The following is a 25,553-nucleotide window of genomic DNA, read 5'->3' as shown; positions in this document are numbered from 1 at the left end:
AACCTGCGCGGCCGACAGCGATCAGCGCGCGGCCAGCAGCGCCCCGACGCGGTCGCGGATCGCGGCGGCGATGTCCTCCGCGGACGCCGCGGCGTCGAGAACGAGAAAGCGCTCCGGCTCCGCCGCGGCCAGCGCGAGGTAGGCGTCGCGGACCCGCACGTGGAAATCGCTCTTCTCCGTCTCCAGGCGGTCGAAGGGCTTGTCCGCGGAGTCGAGGCGCTCGCGCGCCGCGGCGGGATCGAGATCGAGCAGCACGGTGAGGTCGGGAAGGGCTCCCTCTGCCGCCCACAGCGACAGATCGCGGATCTCGGTGCCGTCGAGCACCCGGCCCGCGCCCTGGTACGCCACGGAGGAGTCCAGGTAGCGGTCCTGCAGGACCACGTCGCCGCGCTCGAGCGCGGGCCTGACGACTGTCGCGACATGGTGCGCGCGGTCGGCGGCGTAGAGCAGCGCCTCGGCGCGCGGGGCGATGTCGCCGCGGTGGTGCAGCACGATGTCCCGGATCAGCTGGCCGACCTCGGAGCCGCCGGGCTCACGGGTGCGCACGACGCGGCGCCCTGCATCCGTCAGCCAGCCCGCGAGCAGGTCGGCCTGGGTGGTCTTGCCCGAGCCGTCGCCGCCCTCGAGCGTGATCCACGCCCCTGCGGTCACGCGCCCGCCTTCCGCGCCGCGTTGGCGGCGCGCGTCGCCGCGGCCTTCTTCGCGGCGGCCGATCGGGCTGCGGCCTTCTCCGCATCCGTCTTCGCCGCTGCGGGCTTCTTCGCCGCGGTCTTCTTCGCGGGAGCCTTCGACGCGGTCTTCTTCGCGGGGGCCTTCTTCGCCGCGGCACCGCGCGCGCCCCGCTTGGGCGCCGGGCCCTTCGCCCGCTTGTCGGCGAGCATCTGCACGGCGATCTCGAACGTGATGTCCTCGACCTTCTGACCGCGCGGGATCGTGACGTTCGTCTCGCCGTCCGTGACGTAGGCACCGAAGCGGCCGTCCCTGATGCGGATCGGCTTGCCGCTGACCGGGTCGGCCTCGAACTCGGCGAGCGCGCTCGACGCCCGGCGGGCACCGTACTTCGGCTGCTTGTAGATCTCGAGGGCCTGCTCGAGGGTGACGTCAAAGATCTGCGACTCGCTCTCCAGCGAGCGCGAGTCGGCGCCCTTCTTCAGGTACGGCCCGAATCGCCCGTTCTGGGCGGTGATCTCGTCACCGGTCTCGGGGTCGGTGCCGACGATCCGCGGCAGGCTGAGCAGCTTGAGCGCCGTGTCGAGGTCGATCGTGTCCACCGACATCGACCGGAAGAGCGATGCCGTGCGCGGCTTGGGCGCGGCCTCCTTCTTCGCGCCGCGCTTCGGCTTCGGCGCCTCGACCACCTCTCCGGTGGCTTCGTCGACCGCCGCGTCCTCGGACACCGGGTCGTTCTCCTGCACATACGGTCCGAATCGTCCGTCCTTGACGACGACGATCTTGCCGTTCTCCGGGTTCTCCCCGAGCACGCGATCACCGGCGACGGGTGCATCGATGAGCTCCTGCGCCCTGGCGGCGGTGAGCTCGTCGGGAGCCAGGTCCTCGGGGACGTTCACGATGCGCGGCTTCTCGTCGGGCGCGTCCGGGTTCACGACCTCCAGATAGGGGCCGTACTTGCCGAAGCGGAGCGTCGCCGTGTCGGTGATGCGCGTCGAGTTCAGCGCCCTGGCATCGATCTCGCCGAGATTGTCGACGACCTGCCGGAGCCCGACCTGCTTCTCGGACCCGTAATAGAAGGAGCGCAGCCACTCCACGCGCTTCTGCTCGCCGCGGGCGATGGCGTCGAGGTCGTCCTCGAGCGCGGCGGTGAAGTCGTAGTCGATGAGGTCTGCGAAGTGCTCCTCGAGCAGGCGCACGACGCTGAACGCGAGCCAGGTCGGCACGAGCGCCTGCCCGCGCTTGGTCGCGTAGCCGCGGTCGATCACGGTGCCGATGATGCTGGCGAACGTCGACGGTCGGCCGATGCCGTGCTCCTCGAGCGCCTTGACCAGCGACGCCTCGGTGTACCGGGGCTTCGGCGTGGTGCGGTGACCCTTGGCCTCGGCATCCGACACCGCGAGTTCGTCGCCGACGGCGACGGCGGGCAGGGACTGGTTCTCCGCGGCGTCGTTGTCGCTGCGCTTCTCGTCCCGCCCCTCCTCGTAGGCCTCGAGGAAGCCCTTGAAGGTGTAGACGGTGCCGGATGCCGTGAACTCGGCGTTCTGCCCGGCGGCGTCGACCGCGAGGGTGACCGTCGTGGTCTCGTACTTCGCGTCCGCCATCTGGCTGGCGACGGTGCGCTTCCAGATGAGGTCGTAGAGGCGCAGCTCCTCGCGGTCGAGCTGGGAGGAGACGGATGCCGGGGTGCGGAAGTTCTCCCCCGACGGGCGGATCGCCTCGTGCGCCTCCTGGGCGTTCTTGCTCTTCGACTTGTACACGCGGGGCTTCAGCGGCACCGCGGTGTCGCCGTAGAGCGCGACGGCCTGGCTCCGCGCCGCCTGCACCGCCTGGGTGCTCAGCGCCTGGGAGTCGGTGCGCATATAGGTGATGTACCCCTTCTCGTAGAGGCGCTGGGCGACGCTCATCGCCTGCTTCGCGCTCATCGAGAGCTTGCGACCGGCCTCCTGCTGCATGGTGGAGGTGGTGAAGGGCGCGTAGGGGCTGCGGGTTCCCGGCTTCGCCTCGACCTTGGTGACGGTGCCGGCGCCGGCGGCGTCGACCGCTGCGGCGAGCGCCGCGGCCTTCTTCCCGTCGAGGACGACGACGGCCTTCTTGAGCTTGCCGAGGTCGTCGAAGTCGGTGCCGCGGGCGAGCTGACCGCCGTCCACGCGGACGAGGCGCACCTTGAAGCCGGTGGTCGAGGAGGCGAGCGCCTCGACATCCCAGTAGTCGGCGGACACGAACGCCATGCGCTCGCGCTCCCGGTCGACGATCATGCGGGTCGCGGCGGACTGCACGCGGCCGGCGGAGAGGCCGGTCTTGACCTTGTACCAGAGCACGGGAGAGACGTCCCAGCCGTACAGGCGGTCGAGGATGCGGCGGGTCTCCTGTGCGTCGACGAGCGCGGTGTCGAGCTCTCGGGTGTTCCCGACGGCCGCCTGGATCGCGTCCTTGGTGATCTCGTGGAACACCATGCGCTTCACGGGGACCTTCGGCTTCAGCGTCTCAAGCAGATGCCAGGCGATGGCCTCGCCCTCGCGGTCCTCATCAGTGGCGAGCAGGAGCTCGTCCGCGTTCTTCAGGGCGCGCTTGAGTTCGGCGACGGTCTTCGTCTTGCGGTCGGACACCACGTAGTACGGATCGAAGTCGTTGTCGACGTCGATCGAGTACTTCCCGTACGCCTGCTTCTGCGCGGCGGGGATGTCCTTCTTGTCGGCGAGGTCGCGGATGTGGCCGACGGAGCTGAGCACCTCGTAGCCGTCGCCGAGGTACCCCTGAATCGACCGCATCTTCGTCGGGGACTCGACGATGACGAGCTTCTTGCCTTCAGCCAAGGGAGCGTCCTTTCTTCGAAGCACACCATACACACCACTGTGAGGGGAAGGTCACAGTGATCGCCCGCCCTCTTCGGCCGGATCGCGCCTCGTGCCGCGGTCATCTCCCGTCGGGTGGCCCGGCGCGGGCTCGGGAGATCGCGGCGAGTCCAGCGTACGCCGCCTCGACCTGGACGGTCGCCACAAGACCGTCGATGACGCAGGAGGTGAGGGTCGCCCGTGAGGCGGCTGCGACGCGCCGGGCGACCCCGCACGGGTCGCCGTCGACGGGCACCGCGCCGCTGACGGCGTCTGCGGCGGCGAGCGCGGCGGCGTCGGCCGCACCGGCCGCGCGCTGCGCGGTCACGGCCGCCCCGCCCGCCGCGGCGAGACCCAGGGAGAGCGCCGCGGCGACCGTGAGGACCCCCGCGGCGAGGGCGGAGCCCGCCATCAGAGACCGCCGGCCAGGGCGCAGCTCGACGCCGACAACGGGATCCGGAGCAGGTTGCCGATCGACGCGTCCACGCGTGCGGTGACGCAGACCATCTCGCCCGCGGCGCCGCTGGTGGCCGCGGCACCGGGCACCGCCGCCGAGACCAGCTGCGCCGCCGCGCCCGTGCTCTCCCCGCGACCGAGCAGTCGGGCTGCATCGGCCGCGGCATCCTGCAGCACCACCTGACGGGAGGCGGCGCCGAGAGCACCCGCTCCGAGGATCAGCGTGAGCACGACGGCGGGAAGAGCGAGCGCGAGCTCGGCGGCCACCGACCCCCGCTCGCTCCCGAGACGGACAGCCCGCGGCATCACGACACCGTGAGCGCCCGGCGCACGAGGTCGGTGAGGATGCCACGCACCTCGTCGGACCGCATGATCACGACGAGAAGGCCGGCGAACGCGACGGCGGCCATCGTGGTGATCGCGTACTCCGCGGTCGCCGCGCCGGTGTCGTCGCCGAACAGCTCCGCGGCGCGCCGGCGTGTGAGGGCGGGAAGGGTGGTGGTCATGTCGTTCCTTCTTTCTCTGTGGACGCGGGTGCGCCCGGTTTGTGCCGGTCAGACCGGCAGCGGGGTGGATGTGAGGACGCTGAGCAGCATCGGCGCGACGCCGAGGAGCAGGAAGGCGGGCAAGGTGCACACGCCGAGCGGGATCAGCAGCCGCGTGGAGAGCTTCGCCGCGCGCAACCGTCCGTCGATCCTGGCGGCGTGCCGGTCCTGCGCGGCGGCGGCCCTGAGCAGCTCGCCGGCGGGGACGCCCGCCGCCTGCGACAGGTCCAGCACGGCGCGGATGCGCTCCTCACCGCCGTGCCGTGACGCAGGACTCTCTGCGACGAGACGCAGCGCCCGGGCGACGGATGCCCCGCCGGAGAGGGCGACGGCGACGAGCTCGGCCTGCATCCCGGGTGTGCCGGGGGCGGGGCGGGCTCTGTCGAGGAGCCGCCGGGTCCAGGCGCGGGCCGCAAGCATGAGGAGGAGGCCCGCGACGACGCAGGCGGCGCCGATCGGGTGGCCGAAGATGACGCCGACCGTGTCGAAGCCGAGGGCGAAGCCGAGCAGGAGACCGGCGAACGGCATCCAGAGCAGCAGCCGCGCGGTGCCCGCCGGCTCCGCGAGGGCGATCCGCACGTCGTCGGCGGCGGATGCCGCATCGCGGAGGGTCTCCGCGATCATCCGCAGCACTTCCGCGAGCGGGGCGCCGACCGTGGTCGCGACCTCCCAGGCGGCGGCGAGATCGGACCACGCACCGCCCTCCTGCTCGATCGCCTCGAGGAGCGGCACCCCGCGCTCCAGACGGTCGACGACTGCGACCGCGTGCTGATCGCCGGTCTCGGCGAGGTGACGCCAGGCGACGGCCGGAACGGCACCGGCCTGGAGCAGCACCGCCAGCGTCTGCACCGACGTCGCGGCGTCCGCACCGGCGTCACCGGTGCCGGCCCGGCGGCGGAAGCTCACCACGGGCGCACCTCCTCGATGTCGAGCCGGTCGCCGGCGAGGAGGAAGGTGCCGGCCTGCGCGATCCGGCGTCGGCCCCCGGGGGCGCGGGCGAGGTGGAGCACGACCGTGAATGCACTGACGACCTGCCTTGCGAGAGCCGTGGCATCCATCCCCGCCAGGGCGCCGAGCGCCTCCAGGCGCGCCGGCACATCACGCAGCCCGCTGGCGTGCAGCGTCCCGGCTCCGCCGTCGTGCCCGGTGTTCAGGGCGGTGAGGAGTTCGCGCACCTCCTCTCCTCGGCATTCGCCGACGACGAGCCGGTCAGGGCGCATCCGGAGCGACTCGCGCACGAGCCGGGCGAGCGTGATGCCGCCGGCGCCCTCGAGGTTCGCCTGCCGCGCTTCGAGCGCGACATGGTGCGGATGCCGGGGCCGGAGCTCGGCGACGTCCTCGATGGTGACGATGCGCTCCCCCGGGGAGACGGCGGACAGCAGCGCGGAGAGAAGGGTTGTCTTGCCCGTGCCGGTGCCACCGGTGATCAGGATGTTCGCGCGCTCCGCGACGAGTCCCTGCAGCCAGCTCTGCTGCCGCGCGTCGAACGCCCCGAGAGCGGCGAGCGCGTCGAGATCGGCCGCGCGGACCCGCGGGATCCGGATCGACAGGGCGGTGCCCGATGTCGCCACCGGGGCGAGCACGGCGTGCACCCGGATGCCGGATTCCAGTCGCACGTCGACGCAGGGAGCCTGATCGTCCAGATGCCGGCCGCCGAGCCCGACCAGGGCGACCGCGAGGTCGCGCACCTCTTTCTCCGACGCCGTCCAGGACGAGACGGGCTCGGCGCCGGCGCCCCTGTCGACGAAGAGGCCGGCTGCGCCGTTGACGAAGAGGTCGGTCACGGCGTCGTCGGAGCAGTGCTCGGCGAGCGGCCCGAAGGCGGGATCGAGGATCAAGGCCGCTCCGCCGGTGACCGCGGGGAACGTCGACGACGCGGAACCTCGGGGACGGATGACGAAGGGATCGGTCATGCGACGACGGTAGGCGCGGCGGAGGACGCGGCAGCTCGCCTGGTGCCAGGCGCACCGCCGCCTGTGCAGAACTCTCCAGCAGGAGCATCCGTGCAGAGCGCCTCGGCGCTCCGGGAGGGAGCGCTCCCAAAGAGAAGGGCGGCACCTCACGGGGGGAATGAGATGCCGCCCACGGCGGATCCTCGATCGGGGGAATCGGGCGCGCCAAGGCCGGAATGAGAATTCGGCTGTCGTCGAGTGTACGCAAGGCGACCCGCCTGACAAAACCCGCTCCACTACCTACTTTCGGCAGTATGCGCCGAGTCGGCCCGAGACTAGATTCGCCGTGACCTCGTCGTGCCACCCACACGACCGAGCCGAGCACGACCGCATCGCCGCAAAGGAGCGCCTGCCGATGAGCAGCCAGATCGACCATCTTCTCGATGAGACCCGCCAGTTCCCGCCGTCCGAGGAGTTCGTCGCCCAGTCGGTCTCGTCTCCCGCCCTCTACGAGCGCGCCGCCGCCGACCGCGAGGGGTTCTGGGGGGAGCAGTCCCGCGAGCTGCTGCACTGGCACAAGCCGTTCACCCGGGTGCTCGACTGGTCGAACCCGCCGTTCGCGAAGTGGTTCGACGACGGCGAGCTCAACGTCGCCTACAACTGCCTCGACCGGCACGTCGAGGCAGGCCACGGCGACCGCGTCGCCCTGCACTGGGAGGGCGAGCCGGGAGACACTCGCACCATCACGTACGCCGAGCTGACCGACGAGGTCAAGCGCGTCGCGAACGTGCTCGAAGGTCTCGGCATCGGCCACGGCGACCGCGTCGCCATCTACCTGCCGATGATCCCCGAGGCCATCGCCTCGATGCTCGCCGTCGCACGGCTGGGCGCCATCCACTCCGTCGTGTTCGGCGGGTTCAGCGCCGACAGCCTGCGCTCGCGCATCGACGACGCGGGCGCCAAGCTCGTGATCACCGCGGACGGCGGCTACCGCAAGGGCCGCGTGTCCCCCCTCAAGCCGGCCGTCGACCAGGCGCTCGCCGACCGCGGCGAGGGCGAGCAGCAGACCGTGGAGCACGTGCTCGTCGTCCGGCGCGGCGAGAACGAGGTCGACTGGGTGGAGGGCCGCGATCTGTGGTGGCACGACGTGGTGCCCGCGGCATCCGCCGAGCACACCGCGCAGGCCTTCCCCGCGGAGAACCCGCTGTTCATCCTCTACACCTCCGGCACGACCGGGAAGCCGAAGGGCATCCTGCACACGTCCGGCGGCTACCTCACCCAGGCGTCCTACTCGCACAAGTACGTGTTCGACCTGCACCCGGAGACCGACGTGTTCTGGTGCACCGCCGACATCGGCTGGATCACCGGACACAGCTATGTCGCCTACGGCCCGCTCGCCAACGGCGCCACCCAGGTGCTCTACGAGGGGACGCCGGATGCTCCCCACCCCGGCCGCTGGTGGGAGATCATCGAGAAGTACGGGGTGACGATCTTCTACACGGCGCCGACCGCCATCCGCTCCTTCATGAAGATCGGTCGCAGCGTCCCGAAGAAGTTCGATCTGAGCTCGCTGCGCCTGCTCGGATCGGTCGGCGAGCCCATCAACCCCGAGGCCTGGATGTGGTACCGCGAAGTCATCGGCGCCGGCAAGACGCCGATCGTCGACACGTGGTGGCAGACCGAGACGGGCGCGATCATGGTGTCCGCGCTCCCCGGCGTCACCGCCACGAAGCCGGGCTCCGCGCAGGTCCCCCTGCCCGGCATCTCGATCGACGTCGTCGACGACGCCGGCGTCGAGGTGGGCAACGGCAACGGCGGACTGCTCGTGATCACGGAGCCGTGGCCGAGCATGCTGCGCGGCATCTGGGGCGACCCGGAGCGCTTCAAGGAGACCTACTGGGAGAAGTTCGAGGACCAGGGCTATTACTTCGCCGGTGACGGCGCGCGTCTCGATGAGGACGGCGACCTCTGGCTTCTCGGCCGCGTGGACGACGTCATGAACGTCTCCGGCCACCGGCTGTCCACGGCTGAGATCGAGTCCTCGCTCGTCGCCCACGAGGCGACCGCCGAGGCGGCTGTCGTCGGCGCGTCGGACGAGACCACCGGTCAGGCGGTCGTCGCCTTCGTGATCATCAAGGAGAGCTATCTCGCCGAGCACGCCCCCGAGGGGCTCGCGCAGCAGCTGCGGCTGTGGGTCGGCGAGCAGATCGGGGCGATCGCCCGCCCCCGCGACGTGTACATCGTCGGCGAGCTGCCGAAGACCCGCTCCGGGAAGATCATGCGGCGTCTGCTCCGCGACGTCGCGGAGGGCCGCGAGGTGGGTGACACCACAACGCTCGCCGACACCGCGGTGATGAGCATCATCTCCGCGCAGGTCAAGTAGCAGGACCCGATCGCCGAGACCCCGCTCTCTCGCCGAGACCCCTGCCTGCCGACGTCGGCAGGCAGGGGTCTCGGCGGTACTGCGGGGTCTCGGCGGGCGTGAGCAGGATGCCGGACCGGATGCCGTCAGGCGAGGATGAAGGTGACCTCGACCTCGACCGGGCTGTCCAGCGGGAGCACCGGGACGCCGACGGCCGCACGCGCGTGACGACCGGCATCGCCGAAGATCTCTCCGAGGACCTCGCTGGCGCCGTTCACGACGCCGGGCTGGCCGGTGAACTCGGGCACGGAGGCGACGAATCCGCCCACCCGCAGCACGCCGGCGATGCGGTCGACGCCGCCGACGGCATCCGCGGCCGCCGCCAGGGCGTTCAGCGCGCAGGTGCGGGCGTAGGCCTTCGCGTCGTCGGCGTCGACGCCTGCGCCGACCTTGCCGGTCGCCGGAAGGGCTCCCTCCGAGAACGGCAGCTGGCCGGACGTGTACACGAGGTCGCCGTGCACGACGGCGGGGACGTACGACGCGACGGGCGCCGCGACGGCGGGCAGTTCGATGCCGAGTTCAGCGAGACGCGCGGAGATGCTCATGCCGCACCGCCTTCGAACTGGCGGGACGCCTCGGCGGCGGCCGCGAGGCCGGCGTTGGCTGCGGCATCCTGCGTCACAGGACGCTTGAAGTAGGCGACGAGGCCGCCTTCGGGCCCCTGCACGACCTGCACGAGCTCCCACCCCTGCTTGCCCCAGTTGTTGAGGATCGCGGCGGTGTTGTGGATCAGCAGCGGCGTGGTGAGGTACTCCCACGTGGTCATCGGCACTCCTGTCTGGCGCCGTGGCGGCGCAGATGCGTCAAAGGCGGTATTCAGGGAACTCCCCTACGATCAAGCGTATGCCTCAACAGAATCGCACGGTGAAAGGCGTGCTCGGCGGCCTCCTCGGGCTCGTCGGGCTGAGTGCCGTCGCCGGCCTACTGGTCACCGCCAGCGTCACCCCCGTCCTCGCCATGACGGGCATCGCGGGATCCCAGGCCATCACCATCTTCGAGAAGCTGCCGACCAACCTGCAGGTCGACGCCCCGATGGAGCAGTCGACGATCTATGCGACCGCCGCCGACGGCACCGCGGTCGAGCTGGCCTCGTTCTTCGAGCAGAACCGCATCCCGGTGACGCTCGACCAGGTCGCCCCCGCGATGATCGACGCCATCCTCTCCAGCGAGGACAAGGACTATTACAACCACGGCGGCGTGAACCTCGGCGCCACCGCGAAGGCGCTCATCGACAACGTCCGCGGAACCAGCGATCGCGGCGCGTCGACGATCACCCAGCAGTACGTGAAGAACGTGCTCATCCAGGAGTGCGAGCAGAACGTCGACACCGCATCTGACACGTATGCCGACGACCTGCAGCAGTGCTGGCTGGATGCGACCAACGCAACCGGCAACGAGGGCATCGAGCGCAAGCTCCGTGAGATGCGCTACGCGATCCAGATCGAGAAGGACTACTCGAAGAACGAGATCCTGATCGGCTACCTGAACATCGCCAACTTCGGCGGCACCGTCTACGGCATCGAAGCCGCGGCCAACTACTACTTCTCCACGACCGCAGCGAAGCTCACGGTCGCGCAGGCCGCGACGATCGCGGGCATGGTGCAGAACCCGAACCAGTTCCGCATCGACCTGCCAGAGGGCACCTGGACCGATTCCACCGGCACGATCCGGAACGGCGCGATGGACGAGTACAAGGACACAACGATCCGCCGCTCCTACGTGCTCGACCGGATGCTCACCGACGGCAAGATCACGCAGGCCCAGTTCGACGAGGCCATGGCCACGCCCATCACGCCGGCGATCAAGCCGCCGGTGCAGGGCTGTGCCAAGGCCGGGCGGAACGCCTACTTCTGCGAGTACGTGAAGTCGATCGTCCTCGCCGACGAGGCTTTCGGCAAGACTCCGCAGGAGCGCAGCGAACTCCTCCGCCGCGGTGGCCTGAAGATCTACTCGACGATGAACATCGACATCCAGAACGCCGGCACCGAGTCGATGGCCAACATCGTTCCCGCGAACTACGACAACCAGTACTTCGGAGCAGCCGGGGTCTCGATCGAGGCCACCACCGGACGCGTGCTGGCGATCACGCAGAACACGACCTTCAGCGAGACGATTCAGGGAGACCAGGCTTACTCCGCGCTCGTGTTCGCCTCCGACAACGAGCACGGTGGCTCGGGTGGCTTCGCAGTCGGCTCCACCTACAAGCTGTTCACGCTCATCGACTGGCTCGAGAAGGGGCACTCCGTCAGGGAGACCCTGAACGGCGGCAACCGCGTGTTCTCGAAGTTCCGCTGTGGCGAGACTCCGATCTCGAACAGCACGAAGATCGCGAACTTCGGAAACGCCGGCGGCTACACCGGCACTGTGATGAGCTTCACCGCCGCCTCGCTCAACAGCGGGTACCTCGCCATGGCCGAGAAGCTCGACCTGTGCGACATCAACAAGGTGGCGGATCGCATGGGAGTGACCCTGGCGAAGGGCGGGAAGACCACTGACGGCCCCGCCGTCCCCTACGACATCCTCGGCTCCAAGTACATCTCCCCGCTCGCGATGGCCGGCGCCTACGCCACGGTCGCGAACAAGGGCGTGTACTGCACCCCGAAGGCGATCGATCGAGTCGTCTCTCCGTCCGGGGAAGACCTCCCGCTTCCGGAGTCGAAGTGCTCCCAGGTGATCTCCCCCGAGGTCGCCGCCACGGCCGCCTTCGCCCTCCAGGGCGTCATGAACGGCGGAACGGGCCGGCAAGCGAACACGTACGACGGCACTCCGCTGATCGGCAAGACCGGTACGCATGAGGACTTCGGCACGATGATGATCGAGTCGAGCACGAAGGTCACCACGTCAGTCTGGGTCGGGCGGTCCGTGGGCGACGCGAGCATCCTCCGGCAGAGCTGGGGAGGGATCGCGCTCAACCAGATGAGGTACTTCCTTGCGAGGGACATGCAGCGTGCGGCGAACTCGCTTTACGGCGGCGACGACTTCCCGCCGCCGGACAACAACCTGTCCCGCCAGGTGCTGACCGCAGTCCCGGACGTCGTCGGCAAATCCATCGAGGAGGCGACCTCGATCCTCGAGGGCGCCGGGTTCTCGGTGACGGTGGGCGCTCCTGTCGACAGCGACCGGCCGGCGAACACCGTGGCCGCGCAAGACCCCTCCGGCCAGGCCGCGGGCGGCGCGACCGTGACGATCTCGCCGAGCAACGGCCAGGGGACGAGCGTTCCAGATGTCACCGGCCAGTCGAAGGCGGACGCGCAGAACGCGCTCTTCGGCGCCGGGTTCACAGCGATCGACTTCAACGGCTCCTGCAACCCGCCGGATGCCAAGGTGAAGTCGACGAACCCTGCTGCCGGTACGGCGACGAACAAGAGCACCGAGATCAAGGTGCAGTGCGAGTGACCGCATCCCGCACGGCGAACCCGGCCCTCATCGCGCTCGGCGCGGTGGGGGCCGCGGGCGCTGCAGCCGCCGTCTGGGGCATCGGCATCGAGCGCTACCTCTTCACTGTGCGAGAGGCGACCGCAGCCGCCCTGGCGCCCGGCTCTGCCCCGATCCGCGTCCTGCACATCTCGGATGCCCACATGGCGCCGTGGCAGCGCCGCAAGCAGGACTGGCTCGCCTCCCTCGCGGACCTGCATCCTGACCTCGTCGTCAACACCGGCGACAACCTCGGCCACGAAGACGGGCTCGACGGCATCCGCCGCGCCTTCCAGCCGCTCGCCGGCATCCCCGGCGTCTTCGTGCACGGATCCAACGACGTGCAGGGCCCCTCGCCGCGCAATCCGCTGCGGTACTTCTCCGGCCCCTCGCAGCGGCACCACAAGAAGCGTCCGCTCGACACGGATGCCATGGACCGCTTCTTCACAGAGGAGCTGGGCTGGTCCGATCTGGACAACACCGCAGCGCGGCTTGAGGTCGCCGGGAACACGGTCGACTTCTTCGGGGTCGACGACGCCCACCGCGACTGGGACCGGCTCGAGGATCTGCCCTCCGCCATCGCCGATCTCGGACGGCGGGATGCCCGCACCTCGGTGCTCGGCGTCACGCACGCGCCGTACCAGCGGGTGCTGAACGGCTTCGTCGAGCTCGGCGCCGATGCGATCTTCGGCGGGCACACGCACGGCGGCCAGGTGTGCCTCCCCGGCTTCGGCGCGCTCGTCGCGAACTGCGACATCCCGCTGAAGCAGGCGAAGGGCCTGAGCACCTGGACCCGCGAGGGCCGCACCGTGCCGCTGAACGTCAGCGCGGGCTGCGGGCACTCGATATACGCCCCCGTGCGCTTCGCCTGCCGTCCGGAGGCGACGCTGCTCACGCTCACGGCACGCACCTGAGCCTCGATTCGTCGTTTCGGGTGCTTTGGCTATAGACTCGGAGGGTTGCAAAACGGGGTGTGGCGCAGCTTGGTAGCGCGCTTCGTTCGGGACGAAGAGGTCGCAGGTTCAAATCCTGTCACCCCGACAATGCAGAAAAAGGGTCCGCCGGAGGCGTGGCCCTTTTTCTGCATTTCGCGGTAGCAAAGCGGGGCCCCGCGGCGCAGGAGGCTCCACGCGCCGCTGTCCCGACCCGCGCGACCCGCGCCGGCTCTGGCGGCGCGTGGAGGGCGCCGTGGGGACGCACCCCGCAGTGACCGTCCCTCGAAAGGCGATGGCGCGAAGCGCTCATCGCCGCCCCGCCGCCATCGCCGCCATCACTCCGACCATCCCCGCCCTCGCTCAGCCTTTTCCCCACTCCCCCGCATAGAGTGTCCGAGACCGAGAGGAGCCCTGCCCGATGTCACCGTTCCGGCGCATCACGCTGCTTCTCGGCATCCCCTTCCTCGCCGGTCTCGCCTTCCTGACGCTCACTCCGTCGCGCGTCGAGAACGCCATGCCGAACCTGCTCGACCTGGTGCTCCGCGCCGCGCACCGGCTCGGCTGGGAGTCGCTCGACTTCACGCGGCTCGAGGTGGCGGCGAACGTCCTCGTCTTCATCCCGGTCGGGATGCTCGCCGTCGCCGTGCTCCCCCGCGGGCTGGCGGCGCTCGCCTTCTTCGCGGGGCCGGCGCTCTCGATCTGCATCGAGGTCGCCCAGCAGGTCGCCCTGCCGCATCGCGCGGCGACGATCAGCGACGTGCTCGCCAACTCCGCGGGTGCCACGATCGGCGTGATGCTCGCCCTACTGGCACTCGCCCTCTTCACTCGGCGCGCGCCACAGCCCGCGTCTCCTAGGCTGGAGACATCATGACCTCACCGGCCCTCGTCGCCTTCGACCTCGATGACACGCTCGCACCCTCCAAAGGCGCGATCAGCCCGAGGATCGCCGATCTGCTGCGCTCGCTGCTGCGCTCCGTGGACGTCGCGATCATCTCAGGAGGCAACGAGGATCAGTTCCGTTCCCAGGTGATCGCGCAGCTCGGCGAGACGGATGCCGCCGACCTCGCGCGCCTGCACCTGCTGCCCACCTGCGGCACGCGCTACCTGCGCCACGACGGCAGCGACTTCGCGCCTCTGTACTCGCACGACCTCGCGGAGGAGGAGAAGACTGCGGCGCTCATGGCCCTGCGCGAGGAGGCGGAGCGCCTCGGCCTGTGGGAGGCGGAGCCCTGGGGAGACATCCTCGAGGACCGCGGCTCGCAGATCACCTTCTCGGCGCTCGGTCAGCGTGCCCCGCGGGAGGCGAAGCACGCCTGGGACCCGACCGGCGCGAAGCGCCTCGCCTTGCGCGATGCCGTCGCCGCACGGCTGCCCGGGCTCGAGGTGCGCGCAGGCGGGTCGACGTCGATCGACATCACCCGCGCCGGCATCGACAAGGCCTACGGGATGCTCAAGCTCGCCGAGCACACCGGCATCCCGCTGGAGGCCATGCTCTTCTACGGTGACCGTCTCGACGAGGGCGGCAACGACTACCCTGTGCTCGCGCTCGGAGTCCCCTCCGTCGCCGTCGAGGGCTGGGAGGACACCGCCGACCGCCTGGACGAGCTGCTCGCCGGGCTCGCGGTCGCGCCGCGCTCCTGAGAGCACGGCGCGACACCGCCTCAGCGTGCGGCGGTCTCGGTCGCCGCGCGTGCGACCGGGACGAGCCGGGTCAGCTGGGTGACGTGCCCGGGCTCGAGCTCCGCGAGGGTGGAGACGCCGAGCAGCCGCATGGTGCGTTCGATCTCCGACCGCAGGATCGCGATCGTGCGGTCGACCCCCGCACGGCCGCCGGCCATCAGTCCGTAGAGGTAGGCCCGGCCGATGAGCGTGAAGTCGGCGCCCAGGGCGACGGAGGCCACGATGTCGGCGCCGTTCATGATGCCGGTGTCGATCATCACGGTGAAGTCGTCGCCGACGGCCTGACGCACGGACGGCAGCAGGTGGAACGGGATCGGGGCGCGGTCGAGCTGACGTCCGCCGTGGTTGGAGAGCACGATGCCGTCGACGCCGGCATCCTTGAGGCGCAGGGAGTCCTCGACGGTCTGCACGCCCTTGATCACGATCCTGCCGGGCCAGATGTCGCGGATGACGGCCAGATCGTCGTAGCTGATGGTCGGGTCCATGGCCGCGTCGAGCAGCTCGCCGACGGTGCCGCCCGTGCTCTTCAGCGAGGCGAACTCGAGCTTCGGAGTGGTGAGGAAGTCGAACCACCACCACGGCCGCGGGAGGGCGTCGACGATCGTGCCGAGCGTGAGCTGCGGCGGGATGCTGAAGCCGTTGCGCTTGTCGCGCAGGCGGGCACCGGCGACCGGGGTGTCCACCGTGAAGTGCAGGGTGTCGAAGCCGGCCGCGGCGGCGCGGCGGGTGAGCTCGTAGGAGATCTCCCGGTCGCGCATGACGTACAGCTGGAACCAGTTGCGGCCGTGCGGGTTGGCGTCCTTCACTCCCTCGATCGACGTGGTTCCGAGCGTCGACAGCGTGAACGGGATGCCGGCTGCGGCAGCGGCGCCGGCTCCGGCGATCTCGCCCTCGGTCTGCATCAGCCGGGTGAAGCCGGTCGGGGCGATGCCGAACGGCAGCGCGGACGGCCCTCCGAGGATGTCCACGGACGTGTCGACGTCGGGGGCGGGCCGCAGGATGCCGGGGTGGAACTCGACGTCCTGGAACGCCTGCCTGGCGCGGGAGAGGGAGAGCTCCCCCTCAGCGGCGCCGTCGGTGTAGTCGAAGGCGGCCTTCGGCGTGCGGCGCTTCGCGATCAGGCGCAGATCGGCGATGGTGAGCGCTGCGTCGAGACGTCGCTTCCTCCCGTTCAGCTCTGGCTTCCTGAACTTCATCAGCTCGAGGATCTCTGCGGGGTTGGGCACCTGGCGCTGGACCATGGCGTTCCTCTCAGTCGTGGGCGGGAAGCCGGGAAGTGACGCCGGTCGCCGCGTAATAGCCGGTGATGTGGTCGTGGACGAGGGCGCGGGCGGCGTCGGAACGACCCGCCTCGATGGCATCGAGGAGCGCGCAGTGCTCTGCACGCAGCCGCGCGGACATCGCCGCCCAGTCAGGCACGGCGGCGGCCCCCGCCTGCACGTACGATTCGATGGCCGTGCGCAGGCCTGCCATGGTGGCGGCGATGACGGTGTTGCCGCTGGCCTCGGCGAGCGACAGGTGGAACTGGGCGTCGAGGGCGAGGAACTCGGCCGCGGCGAGGTCGTCGGCATCCATCGCCGCGAGCAGTCTCCGGGACGCGCTGACATCGCGGTCCTCGCGGGCCGCGAGGGTCTGCACGACAGCGCTCTCGAGCACGAGGCGGGTCTGAACCACATCCTCCAGCGGGAAGCCCTGTGCGGCCACCTGAAGCCTCAGCAGCGCCGCCATGCCCCCTGAGGGCGTGGCGATCACGATCGCGCCGGCCTGCGGCCCTGAGCCGGTCGCGGTGCGGATCAGCCCCATCACCTCGAGCACGCGGAGCGCCTCGCGCACGCTGGAGCGCCCGACACCGAGGTCGGCGGCGAGGTCGCGCTCCGACGGGAGCCGGTCGCCGGGAGCGAGCCGGCCGTCGAGGAGGTCGCCCTCGATGTGCTCGAGCACAGCTCGCCAGGCGCGTGCAGGCCGGTCAGGCATCCGCTCTCCTCAGTATGTGGTCTGACCACAGTAGCTCGTGTGGTCAGACCACGCAAGGAGGGTACGCCGGAACACCCGCCGGGCGGCGGGCGAGGGTACCGGGGCTCAGCCCAGCCGTCCCCCGGACTCCTGCAGGTAGCAGGCGCCGCACAGCGACTCGTACGTGGTCAGCTCCGGCGCCGCGGAGCCGTCCGCTCCCTCGTCGATCGCGACCTGATCCCCGTCGAAGACGAACCGCCCGCCGACGACGCGGCCGTTGAAGACGGCCTTGCGACCGCAGCGGCAGATCGTCTTCAGCTCCTCCAGGGAGTGGGCGATGGCGAGCAGCCGCGCCGAGCCGGGGAACGCGTGGGTGAGGAAGTCGTTGCGGATGCCGTAGGCGAGCACCGGGATGCCGTCCTCGACCGCGATGCGGAACAGGTCGTCCACCTGCTCGGGGGTGAGGAACTGCGCCTCGTCGACGAGGAGGCAGGCCACGTCGACCGGTCCGCTCGGGATCAGCTCGGCCTCGGTAGAGCGTCGCAGTCGCTCTCGGTGCGCGGCGAACAGCGCGCGCACATCGTCCTCCGGGGCGATCAGGAAGTCGACCTCGCGGGTCATCCCGAGGCGGCTGTCGATCTGCGACGCGCCCTTCGTGTCGATCGCGGGCTTCGCGAGCAGCACGTGCTGGCCGCGCTCCTCGTAGTTGTAGGCGGCCTGCAGCAGCGACGTGGACTTGCCCGAATTCATCGCCCCGTAGCGGAAGTAGAGCTTCGCCACGATCGCGCTACGCGTTGATGCCGAGGACCTCGGCGGTCTCCGCCGTCGACTTGGCCGCGGCGACGGCATCCGTGTTCAGCTTCTCGCCGAACGTCGGGATGAGGGCGCGGAGCTCCGGCTCCCACCCGGGGAACTGCTCGGGGAAGCACTTCCTGAGCAGCTCGAGCATGATCGGCACGGCCGTGGACGCGCCGGGCGAGGCGCCGAGGAGGCCGGCGATCGAGCCGTCGGCGGAGGAGACGACCTCGGTGCCGAACTGCAGGATGCCGCCCTTCACCGGGTCCTTCTTCATCACCTGTGCGCGCTGGCCGGCGTCGATGAGGGTCCAGTCCTCGTCCTTCGCGGTCGGCATGAAGGTGCGGAGGTTCTCCACCTTCTTGCGATGGTTCTTCACCAGCTCGCTGACGAGATACGTGATGAGGTCGGGGTTGGCGAACGCGACCCGGAGCATCGGCCACAGGTTGTGCGGGCGCACCTGCGTGACGATGTCGAGCATCGATCCCTGCTTGAGGAACTTCGGGCTGAACGTCGCGAACGGACCGAACATCAGTGAGGCCTCGCCGTCGACGACGCGGGTGTCGAGGTGCGGCACCGACATCGGCGGCGCACCCACGGAGGCCTGCGAGTAGACCTTCGCGTGGTGCTGCGCGACGACCTTCGGGTTCGTCGTCTTCAGGAACTGGCCGCCGATCGGGAAGACGCCGTAGCCCTTGATCTCCGGGATGCCCGAGCTCTGCAGGAGCTTGAGCGCCCAGCCGCCCGCGCCCACGAAGACGAAGCGCGCCTTGATCTCGTTGGGCGTGCGGCCGATGGTGGTGCGGTACTTGACCAGCCAGCCGCCGTCCTTCTGCTTCTTCAGGCTGCGGACCTCGTGGTTCACGCGGAGGTCGACGCCGGAGGCCGTGAGGTGGTCGAAGAGCTGGTGGGTGAGCGCACCGAAGTCGACGTCCGTGCCGGCCGGCACCCGGGTGGCCGCGAACGGCTCGCCCTTGCGGCGCTTCTGCATGAGCAGCGGCGCCCACTTGTTGATGACGCGCGAGTCCTCGCTGTACTCGATGCCGGCGAACAGCGGCTGCTCCTTGAGCACCTCGTAGCGCGCCTTGAGGTACGCCACATCCTTCTCCCCGCGGACGAACGTCATGTGCGGGGTGGCGTTGATGAACGTCGAGGGCGCGTCCAGCACGCCCTTCTCCACGAGCGAGGACCAGAACTGACGGCTCTGCTGGAACTGCTCGTTGATCGAGATCGCCTTCGCCGGATCGAGGGGCGCATCGCCCTGCTGCGGCATGTAGTTCAGCTCGCAGAGGGCTGCGTGGCCGGTGCCCGCGTTGTTCCAGGCGTTCGAGGACTCCTGCGCCACATCGGAGAGCCGCTCGAAGGCGACGATCTTCCAATCCGGCTGCAGCGCGTGCAGCAGGGTACCCAGGGTGGCGCTCATGATGCCACCGCCGATCAGGACGACATCGACGTTTTCAGTCACCAGGACAGTCTAGTTCGCGGGCAGGAGGCGCCTGACCACGCGGACCGGCCCGACCAGACCGGATCCGCATGACGAGGATGCGGTCAGGCTATGACGCCGCGACGCTCAGACGCTCGGCGAGGAGCTCGGCGATCTGCACGGCGTTCAGCGCGGCGCCCTTGCGCAGGTTGTCGTTGCTGATGAACAGCACGAGGCCCTTGCCCTCCGGTGCGGACTGGTCTGCACGGATGCGACCCACGAAGCTCGGGTCCTTGCCCGCGGCGTACAGCGGAGTGGGGACCTCTTCGAGGACGACGCCGGGAGCGGCCGAGAGCACCTCGGCAGCCCGCTCGGGGGTGATGTCGCCGGAGAACTCCGCATGGATGGAGAGCGAGTGGCCGGTGAAGACGGGGACGCGCACGCACGTGCCCGCCACGCGGAGCTCCGGCAGCTCGAGGATCTTGCGGCTCTCGTTGCGGAGCTTCTTCTCCTCGTCGGTCTCGTTCTGGCCGTCGTCGACGAGGTTCCCGGCGAACGGGATCACGTCGAAGGCGATCGGCGCGACGTACTTCTCCGGCTGCGGGAAGTCGATGGCCGAGCCGTCGTGCACGAGACGGAGCGTGTCGCCCTGGGCGAGCACTCCCTCGACCTGGCCGAGGAGCTCCTGAGCGCCGGCGAGGCCGGAGCCCGACACGGCCTGGTACGTGGAGACGATGAGGCGCTCGAGGCCCGCCTCCGCGTCCAGCGCCTTCAGCACCGGCATCGCGGCCATGGTCGTGCAGTTCGGGTTCGCGATGATGCCCTTGGGGCGCTCGTCGATCGCATGCGGGTTGACCTCGCTGACGACGAGGGGCACCTCGGGGTCGTTGCGCCAGGCGCTGGAGTTGTCGACCACGACGGCACCCGCCTCGGCGAAGCGGGGAGCATAGGCGCGGCTGGCGGTGGCTCCGGCGGAGAAGAGAGCGATGTCGATGCCGGCGGCATCCGCCGTCTCCACGTCCTCGACGATGACGGTGGCGCCGCCGAACTCGATCGCCGTCCCCGCCGAGCGCGACGAGGAGAACAGCCGCAGCTCCCGGATCGGGAAGGACCGCTCGGCGAGAATCTCGCGCATCACGGTGCCCACCTGGCCGGTGGCGCCGACGATGGCGACGGAGAGTCCTGAGTCGGAGATGCGGGTCATGAGTTTCCTTGGCGTCGTACGGTACAGCGTGCGAGGCGCAGGGCGCGGCGTCGGGGTGCGGATGCCGCGCCTGGCGCCGATGTCAGGGTTCCGGTGAGTCTACCGCGCCGGAACGGGTGCAGGGCCCGTGTGTCAGCGACCGGTGCCCGCGTGGACGGTGGCCTCGTCCTCGCCGTCCAGCCCGTAGGCCTTGTGGACGGTGCGGGCCGCCTCGGCGAGGTCGGTGTCGCGGAGCACCACGGAGATGCGGATCTCGGAGGTGGAGATCATCTCGATGTTGATGCCCCCCTCGGACAGAGCCTCGAACAGGGTGGCCGAGACGCCGGAGTGCGTGCGCATGCCGGCGCCGACGACGGAGAGCTTGCCGATCTGGTCGTCGTGGATGAGGTTGGTGAAGCCGACCTCGTCCTGGTCACCCGCGAGCGCCTTGAGCGCCGCGGCGGCATCCGCCTTGGGGACGGTGAACGAGATGTCGGTGCGGCCGGTCGCCGACACGTTCTGCACGATCATGTCGACGTTCGCACCGGACTTCGCGACGATCTTGAAGATCTCGGCCGCCTTGCCGGGGACGTCGGGGACTCCGGCGACGGTGATCTTGGCCTGGCTGAAGTCGGTGGCGACGCCTGCGACGATCGGCTCTTCCATGACTGCTCCCTCTGCTTCGCGGGGGTTCTTCATGCCCTCGCCCAGAACGTAGGTGCCCTCGGCCGACGAGAACGTCGAGCGGGCGTGGATCAGGACGCCGTGACGGCGTGCGTACTCGACGGCGCGGATGTAGAGCACCTTGGCGCCGTTCGCGGCCAGCTCCAGCATCTCCTCGCTGGTGATCTGGTCGAGCTTCTGCGCCTTCGGGATGACGCGCGGGTCGGCGGTGAAGATGCCGTCCACGTCGCTGTAGATCTCGCAGACGTCGGCGTCGAGGGCCGCGGCGAGGGCGACGGCTGTGGTGTCGGAGCCGCCGCGGCCGAGCGTCGTGATGTCGCGGGTGTCGCGATTGAAGCCCTGGAACCCCGCGACGATGACGATCGCGCCCTCGTCGAGAGCCTCGCGCAGGCGCACCGGGGTGACGTCGACGATGCGCGCCGCACCGTGCTGTGAGTCGGTGATCATGCCGGCCTGGCTGCCGGTGAAGGAGCGCGCCTCGAAGCCCATCGAGTGGATCGCCATCGCCAGCAGCGCCATCGAGATGCGCTCCCCGCTGGAGAGCAGCATGTCGAGCTCGCGCGGCGCGGGGATCGGGGCGACCTCGTTCGCGAGGTCGAGGAGCTCGTCGGTGGTGTCGCCCATCGCGCTCACGGCGACCACGACGTCGTGACCGGCGCGCCGGGTGTCGACGATGCGCTTGGCGACGCGCTTGATGCTCTCTGCGTCGGCGACAGAGGAGCCGCCGTACTTCTGCACGATGAGGGCCACGTTCACTCCCTGGGATGTCGGGCGGATCCGCCCACGGTCATTCTACGGAGGGCACGTATGCCCTGTTGCGCATGTGTCGGGCTCAGAGCGCCGGCGGTACCGTGACGGATGCCGCAGGGCGCAGCCGACCGCCGGTGGCCGCGAACCAGCATCCGGCGATGATGAGCGGGAAGCCGATCAGCAGGCCGGGCGTGAGCGGCTCGGAGAGGACGAGGGCGCCGAGGATGATCGCGACCACCGGGTTCACGTAGGTGAACAGCGGGGCTCGCACCGGACCCACCTCGCGGATCAGCGCGAAGAACGCGAGGAATGCCACCGCCGTGCAGATCACGGCGAGCGCGAGCAGCGCGCCGATCGACGGCAGCGTCGGCACCTCGTGCTGGGTGAGGAGAGCGATCGGGAGGTAGAGGACGCCGATCATCAGCAGCGACAGGGTGATCGTGCCGATCGAGGGAACATCACCGAGGCGGCGGGCGACGATGAACGGCGCGGTCGCATAGAGGACGGCGACCAGCAGCACCTCCCCCGCGGCGAGAAGCGTGACCTCGCCGCCGAACAGGCCTGGTCCCGCGACGACGATCGCCACGCCGAGGAAGCCGACCACGAGGCCGATCGCGCGGGACGGGCGGAGCACGCCGCGATCGCCGCCGCCGAGGGCGATGAGCGCCGCGAACAGGGGGACGGTCGCGACCAGGAGCCCGGTCATGCCGGACGGGAGCGTGAGTTCGGCGTGGCCGAGGAGCAGGAAGGGGCCGGCCATCTCGATGAGCCCGAACGCGAGCACCCACGGCCAGTGCTTCCACGCCGCGCGCAGCGCACCGCCGCGGATCGCGAAGGGCAGCAGCAGGAGGGCGGCGATCAGCGTGCGTCCCGCGACGACGGCCGGCGGCGAGAACGACTCCACGGCGACGCTGATGAACAGGTACGGCACGCCCCAGAGCAGCGCCATGGCGCCGAAGAGGAGCCAGCCGCGGCGGGAGAACCCGGCGTGCGGGGTCACAGGACGCGCCGGCCCTCGAAGGCGCGGCCGAGGGTGACCTCGTCGGCGTACTCGAGGTCGCCGCCGACGGGGAGGCCGGAGGCGAGCCGCGAGACGGTGATCTGCATCGTCGTGAGCAGCCGGCTGAGGTAGCTCGCGGTCGCCTCCCCCTCGAGGTTGGGGTTGGTCGCGAGGATCACCTCCTGCACGGTGCCGTCGGCGAGGCGCGTCATCAGCTGCGCGATGCGCAGGTCGTCGGGTCCGATGCCTGCGATCGGGCTGATGGCCCCGCCGAGCACGTGGTACAGCCCGCGGAACTCTCGGGTGCGCTCGATGGCCGCCACGTCCTTTGCGTCCTCGACGACGCAGATCAGCGCGGGGTTGCGGCGCGGGTCGCGGCAGATGGCGCAGCGCTCCTGCTCCGCCACGTTGCCGCAGATCTCGCAGAAGCGCACGCGCACGCGGATCTCGGTGAGCAGCTCCGCCAGCCGCGCGACGTCGAACGTCGGCGTCTGCAGGATGTGGAACGCGATGCGCTGGGCGGACTTCGGTCCGATCCCGGGGAGCCGGCCGAACTCGTCGATCAGCTCCTGGACGATGCCGTCGTACATCAGGAGAACCTCGTCGGGGGCTCGTAGGGCTCTTCGCGCACGAACGTCGCGCCGAGCACCTGGCGGATCACGGCCTCGCCGTAGCGCTGCACACCGCCGGCGGGGGCGCGCTCGGTGACGACCGGGGCGGACTGGGGACGCCGCTGCGGCGACGCGGGGGCGGCCGGTGCGGCGGAGGACGCCGGGGCGCCCTGCGAGAGAGCAGGCGCCGCAGGCTGAGACGCCGGCGCACCGGACATCGCCGGCTCATAGGCGGGGTCGTACGGCGGTTCATCGTCGTAGAAAGGCGGCTCGTCCGGAAGCGGCGGCTCGTCGGACCGCGGCGGGTCGTCGCGCTCGGACGGGCGGGACGGGACGGCTTCGGCGGCCGGCCGTGCGGCGGCGTCCGGCGTGGGATCCACCGGTGCGGCCTGCACCGGCGTGGCCGGCACTGCGGTGGCGGACTCCGCGGGCACCTGCGTGCCGGGTGACGGCTCTGCCGGAGTCGAGGGGATGGACGCCACAGCCCACTCGGTCACGGGCGCGGACGACGCGCTGCGGGCCTGGGGACGCGGCGAGCCCGCTGACGCAGGCTCCGATGCGGACGGCCCCTCGGCCGGAGCGGGGCTGCCGGACGACGCGGGCTGACGGGGAGCCCCGCCCGCCGGCATCGGAGCCGGGCGGTACTTCACGCGCACACCCAGTTCCTGCTCGATGGCGGTCCGCAGGTGGTCGGACGGACCGGACCCCGGCGTCGTGCCCTTGAACTTCGCCACATCGTGCTGACTCGTGAAGCCGAGGGTCAGCACCTCCGACTCGGTGTCATAGGCCAGCGGCTGCACGGCCGTCGCCAGCAGCCACGACGAACGGCTGATGTCCTCGAGACGCTTGAGCACGGCGGACCAGGAGGCGGACACGCGCTCGATCGTCACCGGACCCGATGGCACCGCCGGAGCCGCGCCCTCGGGAGCGGCCGGTGCCAGCGCGGGTGCCGCGGCAGCCGCGGGAGCGGATGCCGCCGGAGCGGATGTCGCGGGCGCCTCACTGCGTTTCGTCTCGCTCGCTTCGCTCGCTCGCTCGACGACCGGGGCCGGCGTCGCAGGGAGCGCGGGGGCTGCGGGCGGCGAGGCCACCGGCGCAGCGACAGGCGCCGCAGCCGTGGCAGCCGCAGGGCTCGCGGCCGGGCGCTGCACCGGCGCAGCAGCCGGCACCGCAGCCGCAGCATCCGCTCCTGCCGCCAGGACGCGGGCGACCAGGAGCTCGAGGTGCAGGCGGGGCGAGGTGGCGCCGGACATGTCGTCGAGCGCCGCGCTGACGATGTCGGCGGTGCGCGACAGGCGCGCCGAGCCGAAGGCGTCGGCCTGGTCGCGCATGCGCTCCAGCTCGTCGGCCGCGACTCCGCGCAGCACCGCCGAGGCGCCGGTGCCCACGGCGGCGATGACGATGAGATCGCGCAGCCGCTCGAGGAGGTCGTCGACGAACCGACGGGGATCCTGCCCGGTCTGCACGACCTTGTCGATCGCGGGGAAGGCTGCGGCGGCATCCGCTGCGGCGAGCGCGTCGACGATCTCGTCGAGCACGGTCGCGTGCGTGTAGCCGAGCAGTGCGACGGCGCGCTCGTACGCCACCGTCACCGTCTCGGAGCCGGCCGGGGAGTCGGAGCCGGCGATCAGCTGGTCGAGCAGCGAGAGCGTGTCACGGGGCGAGCCTCCGCCGGCCCGCACGATCAGGGGCAGCACGCCCTGCTCGACGACCACGTGCTCCTCGGCGCACAGCTTCTCCACGTACTCGAGCATCGCCGCGGGCGGCACCAGCCGGAACGGGTAGTGGTGGGTCCGGGAGCGGATGGTGCCGAGCACCTTCTCTGGCTCCGTCGTCGCGAAGATGAACTTCACGTGCTCGGGCGGCTCCTCGACGAGCTTGAGCAGCGCGTTGAACCCCTGCGGGGTCACCATGTGGGCCTCGTCGAGGATGAAGATCTTGTAGCGGTCGCGGCTCGGAGCGAACGTCGCCCGCTCGCGCAGGTCACGGGCGTCGTCGACGCCGTTGTGGCTCGCCGCATCGATCTCGACGACGTCCAGCGAGCCGCCGCCGGCGCGGGAGAGCTCGACGCAGCTCGGGCACACGCCGCAGGGGACGTCCGTGGGCCCCTCGGCGCAGTTGAGGCAGCGCGCGAGGATGCGGGCCGATGTCGTCTTGCCGCAGCCGCGAGGACCGGAGAACAGGTAGGCGTGCCCGACCCTGTCGCCGCGCAGCGCGGTCATCAGCGGTTCGGTCACCTGGGACTGCCCGATCATCTCGCCGAACGACTCGGGCCGGTAGCGGCGGTAGAGGGCTGTGGTCACCACA

The 25,553-nt window shown here is 70.5% G+C and carries 23 protein-coding genes and 1 tRNA gene; 6 read left to right on the top strand and 18 right to left on the bottom strand.

Annotated features, from left to right (window positions below; translation table 11 throughout):
* Positions 1 to 21 precede the first annotated feature (21 nt).
* The 7 genes from tmk to G6G98_RS15230 all read right to left on the bottom strand — a co-directional run bounded on the left by tmk (position 22) and on the right by G6G98_RS15230 (position 6,417).
* On the bottom strand, positions 22 to 651 hold the full coding sequence (gene tmk / locus G6G98_RS15260; RefSeq protein WP_164234420.1) for a dTMP kinase: 630 nt from the start codon (positions 649 to 651) through the stop codon (positions 22 to 24).
* Entirely contained in the window at positions 648 to 3,485 is a 2,838-nt protein-coding gene (topA, locus tag G6G98_RS15255) for a type I DNA topoisomerase (protein WP_164234419.1), read from the bottom strand. Before topA ends, tmk begins: the two co-directional genes overlap by 4 nt.
* A 100-nt stretch (positions 3,486 to 3,585) precedes the next feature.
* Positions 3,586 to 3,915: an Rv3654c family TadE-like protein gene (locus G6G98_RS15250; RefSeq protein WP_067354619.1), complete on the bottom strand. Its 330-nt coding sequence runs from the start codon at positions 3,913 to 3,915 to the stop codon at positions 3,586 to 3,588.
* Positions 3,915 to 4,265, bottom strand: a complete 351-nt coding sequence (locus G6G98_RS15245; protein WP_067354617.1) for a TadE family type IV pilus minor pilin — start codon at positions 4,263 to 4,265, stop codon at positions 3,915 to 3,917. The genes G6G98_RS15250 and G6G98_RS15245 overlap by 1 nt, the downstream gene beginning before the upstream one ends.
* Positions 4,265 to 4,465 carry a DUF4244 domain-containing protein gene (locus G6G98_RS15240; RefSeq protein WP_067354614.1) on the bottom strand — a complete coding sequence of 67 codons (201 nt, stop codon included), beginning with the start codon at positions 4,463 to 4,465 and terminating at the stop codon, positions 4,265 to 4,267. The genes G6G98_RS15245 and G6G98_RS15240 overlap by 1 nt, the downstream gene beginning before the upstream one ends.
* 48 nt (positions 4,466 to 4,513) lie before the next feature.
* Complete coding sequence (locus tag G6G98_RS15235; protein WP_164234418.1) at positions 4,514 to 5,413, bottom strand: type II secretion system F family protein; 900 nt, start codon at positions 5,411 to 5,413, stop codon at positions 4,514 to 4,516.
* A complete protein-coding gene (locus G6G98_RS15230) occupies positions 5,407 to 6,417 on the bottom strand; it encodes a TadA family conjugal transfer-associated ATPase (protein WP_164234417.1) in 1,011 nt (336 codons plus the stop codon). The genes G6G98_RS15235 and G6G98_RS15230 overlap by 7 nt, the downstream gene beginning before the upstream one ends.
* Positions 6,418 to 6,811: 394 nt before the next feature.
* Here G6G98_RS15230 and acs point away from each other — a divergent pair, with 394 nt between their 5' ends.
* Positions 6,812 to 8,779: an acetate--CoA ligase gene (gene acs / locus G6G98_RS15225; protein ID WP_067354607.1), complete on the top strand. Its 1,968-nt coding sequence runs from the start codon at positions 6,812 to 6,814 to the stop codon at positions 8,777 to 8,779.
* Between the two features lie 125 nt (positions 8,780 to 8,904).
* Here the strand turns inward: acs and G6G98_RS15220 are convergent, their stop codons facing one another.
* Together G6G98_RS15220 and G6G98_RS15215 are read right to left on the bottom strand one after the other, a co-directional pair.
* On the bottom strand, positions 8,905 to 9,363 hold the full coding sequence (locus G6G98_RS15220) for a RidA family protein (RefSeq protein WP_067354603.1): 459 nt from the start codon (positions 9,361 to 9,363) through the stop codon (positions 8,905 to 8,907).
* Positions 9,360 to 9,584 (bottom strand): hypothetical protein, encoded by a 225-nt coding sequence (locus tag G6G98_RS15215; RefSeq protein ID WP_067354600.1) that lies wholly within the window; start codon positions 9,582 to 9,584, stop codon positions 9,360 to 9,362. The genes G6G98_RS15220 and G6G98_RS15215 overlap by 4 nt, the downstream gene beginning before the upstream one ends.
* 77 nt (positions 9,585 to 9,661) lie before the next feature.
* Between G6G98_RS15215 and G6G98_RS15210 the strand changes: the two genes are divergently transcribed.
* From G6G98_RS15210 to G6G98_RS15190, 5 genes are all read left to right on the top strand, one after another.
* Complete coding sequence (locus G6G98_RS15210) at positions 9,662 to 12,214, top strand: transglycosylase domain-containing protein (protein WP_067354597.1); 2,553 nt, start codon at positions 9,662 to 9,664, stop codon at positions 12,212 to 12,214.
* Positions 12,211 to 13,146: a metallophosphoesterase gene (locus tag G6G98_RS15205; protein ID WP_164234416.1), complete on the top strand. Its 936-nt coding sequence runs from the start codon at positions 12,211 to 12,213 to the stop codon at positions 13,144 to 13,146. The genes G6G98_RS15210 and G6G98_RS15205 overlap by 4 nt, the downstream gene beginning before the upstream one ends.
* A gap of 53 nt (positions 13,147 to 13,199) precedes the next feature.
* Positions 13,200 to 13,273 (top strand) — tRNA-Pro (locus G6G98_RS15200).
* Between the two features lie 312 nt (positions 13,274 to 13,585).
* A complete protein-coding gene (locus tag G6G98_RS15195; protein ID WP_067354590.1) occupies positions 13,586 to 14,038 on the top strand; it encodes a VanZ family protein in 453 nt (150 codons plus the stop codon).
* Positions 14,035 to 14,808, top strand: a complete 774-nt coding sequence (locus G6G98_RS15190) for an HAD-IIB family hydrolase (RefSeq protein ID WP_067354587.1) — start codon at positions 14,035 to 14,037, stop codon at positions 14,806 to 14,808. The genes G6G98_RS15195 and G6G98_RS15190 overlap by 4 nt, the downstream gene beginning before the upstream one ends.
* Before the next feature lie 20 nt (positions 14,809 to 14,828).
* Here the strand turns inward: G6G98_RS15190 and G6G98_RS15185 are convergent, their stop codons facing one another.
* The 9 genes from G6G98_RS15185 to G6G98_RS15145 all read right to left on the bottom strand — a co-directional run bounded on the left by G6G98_RS15185 (position 14,829) and on the right by G6G98_RS15145 (position 25,549).
* Positions 14,829 to 16,088 (bottom strand): alpha-hydroxy acid oxidase, encoded by a 1,260-nt coding sequence (locus tag G6G98_RS15185; RefSeq protein WP_164234415.1) that lies wholly within the window; start codon positions 16,086 to 16,088, stop codon positions 14,829 to 14,831.
* Between the two features lie 10 nt (positions 16,089 to 16,098).
* The gene (locus G6G98_RS15180; RefSeq protein ID WP_067354580.1) at positions 16,099 to 16,821 is read right to left on the bottom strand and encodes a FadR/GntR family transcriptional regulator; all 723 of its coding nucleotides are present in this window, start codon (positions 16,819 to 16,821) and stop codon (positions 16,099 to 16,101) included.
* A 105-nt stretch (positions 16,822 to 16,926) separates the two neighbouring features.
* Positions 16,927 to 17,580 (bottom strand): thymidine kinase, encoded by a 654-nt coding sequence (locus tag G6G98_RS15175; RefSeq protein ID WP_164234414.1) that lies wholly within the window; start codon positions 17,578 to 17,580, stop codon positions 16,927 to 16,929.
* Between the two features lie 7 nt (positions 17,581 to 17,587).
* A complete protein-coding gene (locus G6G98_RS15170) occupies positions 17,588 to 19,060 on the bottom strand; it encodes a malate:quinone oxidoreductase (RefSeq protein ID WP_067354575.1) in 1,473 nt (490 codons plus the stop codon).
* A gap of 88 nt (positions 19,061 to 19,148) precedes the next feature.
* A complete protein-coding gene (locus G6G98_RS15165; protein ID WP_067354572.1) occupies positions 19,149 to 20,222 on the bottom strand; it encodes an aspartate-semialdehyde dehydrogenase in 1,074 nt (357 codons plus the stop codon).
* A gap of 132 nt (positions 20,223 to 20,354) precedes the next feature.
* A complete protein-coding gene (locus G6G98_RS15160) occupies positions 20,355 to 21,635 on the bottom strand; it encodes an aspartate kinase (protein ID WP_067355145.1) in 1,281 nt (426 codons plus the stop codon).
* Between the two features lie 82 nt (positions 21,636 to 21,717).
* Positions 21,718 to 22,635, bottom strand: coding sequence for a DMT family transporter (locus G6G98_RS15155; protein ID WP_164234413.1), 918 nt, complete (start codon positions 22,633 to 22,635; stop codon positions 21,718 to 21,720).
* Complete coding sequence (gene recR, locus G6G98_RS15150) at positions 22,632 to 23,225, bottom strand: recombination mediator RecR (protein ID WP_067354565.1); 594 nt, start codon at positions 23,223 to 23,225, stop codon at positions 22,632 to 22,634. The genes G6G98_RS15155 and recR overlap by 4 nt, the downstream gene beginning before the upstream one ends.
* The gene (locus tag G6G98_RS15145; protein ID WP_208321511.1) at positions 23,225 to 25,549 is read right to left on the bottom strand and encodes a DNA polymerase III subunit gamma and tau; all 2,325 of its coding nucleotides are present in this window, start codon (positions 25,547 to 25,549) and stop codon (positions 23,225 to 23,227) included. Before G6G98_RS15145 ends, recR begins: the two co-directional genes overlap by 1 nt.
* Between the last annotated feature and the right edge of the window lie 4 nt (positions 25,550 to 25,553).

Source organism: Microbacterium hydrocarbonoxydans (assembly GCF_011752045.1).
GTDB lineage: Bacteria > Actinomycetota > Actinomycetes > Actinomycetales > Microbacteriaceae > Microbacterium.
Note: the sequence above shows the minus strand (reverse complement) of the source record. Positions and strands in the feature narration are given on the sequence as shown.

What these genes read in the sequence shown, in the direction of transcription:
- G6G98_RS15250 (WP_067354619.1), bottom strand. Translation starts at nt 3,915, where the DNA reads ATGGCGGGCTCCGCCCTCGCCGCGGGGGTCCTCACGGTCGCCGCGGCG.
- G6G98_RS15245 (WP_067354617.1), bottom strand. Translation starts at nt 4,265, where the DNA reads ATGCCGCGGGCTGTCCGTCTCGGGAGCGAGCGGGGGTCGGTGGCCGCC.
- G6G98_RS15240 (WP_067354614.1), bottom strand. Translation starts at nt 4,465, where the DNA reads ATGACCACCACCCTTCCCGCCCTCACACGCCGGCGCGCCGCGGAGCTG.
- G6G98_RS15230 (WP_164234417.1), bottom strand. Translation starts at nt 6,417, where the DNA reads ATGACCGATCCCTTCGTCATCCGTCCCCGAGGTTCCGCGTCGTCGACG.
- acs (WP_067354607.1), top strand. Translation starts at nt 6,812, where the DNA reads ATGAGCAGCCAGATCGACCATCTTCTCGATGAGACCCGCCAGTTCCCG.
- G6G98_RS15220 (WP_067354603.1), bottom strand. Translation starts at nt 9,363, where the DNA reads ATGAGCATCTCCGCGCGTCTCGCTGAACTCGGCATCGAACTGCCCGCC.
- G6G98_RS15215 (WP_067354600.1), bottom strand. Translation starts at nt 9,584, where the DNA reads ATGACCACGTGGGAGTACCTCACCACGCCGCTGCTGATCCACAACACC.
- G6G98_RS15210 (WP_067354597.1), top strand. Translation starts at nt 9,662, where the DNA reads ATGCCTCAACAGAATCGCACGGTGAAAGGCGTGCTCGGCGGCCTCCTC.
- G6G98_RS15195 (WP_067354590.1), top strand. Translation starts at nt 13,586, where the DNA reads ATGTCACCGTTCCGGCGCATCACGCTGCTTCTCGGCATCCCCTTCCTC.
- G6G98_RS15190 (WP_067354587.1), top strand. Translation starts at nt 14,035, where the DNA reads ATGACCTCACCGGCCCTCGTCGCCTTCGACCTCGATGACACGCTCGCA.
- G6G98_RS15185 (WP_164234415.1), bottom strand. Translation starts at nt 16,088, where the DNA reads ATGGTCCAGCGCCAGGTGCCCAACCCCGCAGAGATCCTCGAGCTGATG.
- G6G98_RS15180 (WP_067354580.1), bottom strand. Translation starts at nt 16,821, where the DNA reads ATGCCTGACCGGCCTGCACGCGCCTGGCGAGCTGTGCTCGAGCACATC.
- G6G98_RS15165 (WP_067354572.1), bottom strand. Translation starts at nt 20,222, where the DNA reads ATGACCCGCATCTCCGACTCAGGACTCTCCGTCGCCATCGTCGGCGCC.
- recR (WP_067354565.1), bottom strand. Translation starts at nt 23,225, where the DNA reads ATGTACGACGGCATCGTCCAGGAGCTGATCGACGAGTTCGGCCGGCTC.